The following is a 2,182-nucleotide window of genomic DNA, read 5'->3' as shown; positions in this document are numbered from 1 at the left end:
GGCCAGGCGGACGGGCTCAGGCAGCTTCGTGCTGCCCGACACGTCGTCGGCGCAGGAGACGCGCGCGGCCGCAGCGCCAAAGGCCACGGCCAACATCGACGCGCTGCTCGCGATGCAGGGCATCGAGGAGGATCCGGTCGAGCGCCGCAAGCGCTCGGTCGTCCGCGGCAAGACCGCACTCGACGTGCTCGACGATCTCAAGATGGGACTGTTGTCGGGCAATCTCGACGCCTCGACCGTCATGCGCCTGCGCGACGCCGCAGCGAACCTGAAGTCGTCCTCCGGCGATCCCGGCCTCGATTCCGTGCTCTCCGAGATCGAGCTGCGCGTCGAGGTCGAGCTGGCGAAGGCCGGGCAGGCGTAGTCGTTATCCGTCACCCCCGCGCAACGGCGAAGCCGTTGTCGCTGGAGGTGCGCGCCCTGCAAAGCAGGGCAAGCCTCGAAGGGCGACGGCCCCCGCTGAAGCATCCTGGCCGTACATCCTTCGAGGCTCGCTGCACGGTGCTGCGCACCGCGCTGCTCGCACCTCAGGATGACGGGTCTTCTATTGGCCCGGTTCACCCCCTACGCCGCTTGCTCTTTCTGCTGTGAATCGTAGCGGCGCTGGGCGGCGAGCACGTCCTTCAGATTGTGCTCGGCCCAATCGCGCAGGGGATCGACCGCGGCGGCGAGCGTTACGCCGAGCTGCGTGATCGAATACTCCACCGTCACCGGCACGGTCGCGATGGCGCGGCGCCTGATGAGGCCGTCGCGTTCGAGCGATTTGAGAACCTGGCTCAGCATCTTCTGCGAGATGCCTTCAATCGTGCGGCGCAACTGATTGAAGCGCATCGGCTCCTCGCGCAGCAGCAACAGGATCAGCACCGCCCATTTATCGCCGATCCGGTCGAGGATCTGGCGGGTCGGGCAATTGGCGGCATAGACGTCAGGCTTCATCGCTCGCTCCTCGCAATCTGTTCCGGGTTACCTCTGTGTAATCAGGTAAGCACAAAGTGCTCTCTTAACACCAGCATCCTTTGCGATATCTAGTCACTACTAGTTACCACAGAAGCAAAGGAGCCTTCCATGAAAATCGCAGTTGCCGGCGCCTCGGGCCGGGCCGGATCCGAGATCACCAAGGAACTGTCCCGTCGCGGCCACAGCGTCACCGCCATCGCGCGGAATCCCGAGAAGATCGCGGGCCTGCCGAACGTCACACCGACCAAGGGTGACGTGCTCGACCAGGCCGGCCTGAGCAGGCTGTGGGCCGGGCACGACGTCGCCGTGAGTTCCGTGCACTTCCTGGCCAGCGATCCGCACAAGCTGATCGGCGCGGCCAAGGACTCGAAGGTGGGGCGCTATCTCGTCGTCGGCGGGGCCGGCAGCCTGGAGGTCGCTCCCGGCGTGAAACTGGTCACAACCCCTGGTTTTCCAGCCCAATATAAGGCCGAGGCCGAGGCGGGCTCCACGTTTCTGGACCTGCTGCGGCAGGAAAAGGACCTGAACTGGACCTTCATCTCGCCGTCGGCGCTGTTCGTCGAGGGGGAGCGGACGGCCAGGTTCCGGCTCGGGACCGACCAGCTTCTCGCAGATGCGAGCGGGAAAAGCTGGATCACCTTCGCCGACTACGCCATTGCGCTCGCTGACGAGATCGAGCGTCCCGCCCATTTGAGGCAGCGCTTCACGGTCGGCTACTGAGTTCTCGGCCGCCCCCGGGCTCTTCCGGATAAACCTTCCTGTGCAAGGGTTTGGGGGCGGTAACCGAGTGATTAAGGAAACATTGTCTGTCACAGGAGGCCGCTATATAACGCCCGGCTCAACGGACCCCGTTCCGTTCGCGAGTCGTTGATTAAGAAGATAGGCCGCCCTTGGAAAAGTTGAAAAACTACCGACCGACCGAAAAAGAGCCTTTCATGAACGACCGGCAGAAGGAGTACTTCCGTTTGAAGCTCCTTGCCTGGAAGGATGAGATCCTCAAAGAGTCCAAGCTCACCCTGCAAGCCTTGCAGGAGGAGAACGTCAACCACCCCGATCTCGCCGATCGGGCTTCGTCCGAAACCGACCGTGCCATCGAACTCCGCGCCCGCGACCGCCAGCGCAAGTTGATCGCCAAGATCGACGCCGCGCTCCAGCGTATCGAGGACAACACCTACGGCTATTGCGAGGAGACCGGCGAGCCGATCTCGTTGAAGCGGCTCGAGGC

The 2,182-nt window shown here is 63.6% G+C and carries 4 protein-coding genes; 3 read left to right on the top strand and 1 reads right to left on the bottom strand.

The window, feature by feature from the left end; genetic code table 11:
• Window positions 1-364: flagellar assembly protein FliX (locus ACXJL8_RS39400; RefSeq protein WP_456686846.1), on the top strand; the 364-nt coding region annotated here is incomplete at its 5' end.
• 200 nt (window positions 365-564) lie between these two features.
• Here the strand turns inward: ACXJL8_RS39400 and ACXJL8_RS39395 are convergent.
• A complete protein-coding gene (locus ACXJL8_RS39395; RefSeq protein ID WP_456623958.1) occupies window positions 565-936 on the bottom strand; it encodes a winged helix-turn-helix transcriptional regulator in 372 nt (123 codons plus the stop codon).
• 129 nt (window positions 937-1,065) lie between these two features.
• On the opposite strand from ACXJL8_RS39395, the gene ACXJL8_RS39390 reads away from it, so the two are divergent.
• Window positions 1,066-1,677, top strand: coding sequence for an NAD(P)-dependent oxidoreductase (locus tag ACXJL8_RS39390; RefSeq protein ID WP_456623957.1), 612 nt, complete (start codon window positions 1,066-1,068; stop codon window positions 1,675-1,677).
• A 215-nt stretch (window positions 1,678-1,892) separates the two neighbouring features.
• The coding region (gene dksA, locus ACXJL8_RS39385; RefSeq protein WP_456686845.1) for an RNA polymerase-binding protein DksA at window positions 1,893-2,182 on the top strand (290 nt) is incomplete at its 3' end.

The sequence above is a fragment of the Bradyrhizobium sp. P5_C11_2 genome, from assembly GCF_054049755.1.
Note: the sequence above shows the minus strand (reverse complement) of the source record. Positions and strands in the feature narration are given on the sequence as shown.

Bases quoted from the DNA above. Each gene is read 5' to 3' on its own strand.
- ACXJL8_RS39390 (WP_456623957.1), top strand. From the start codon at position 1,066: ATGAAAATCGCAGTTGCCGGCGCCTCGGGCCGGGCCGGATCCGAGATC.
- ACXJL8_RS39395 (WP_456623958.1), bottom strand. From the start codon at position 936: ATGAAGCCTGACGTCTATGCCGCCAATTGCCCGACCCGCCAGATCCTC.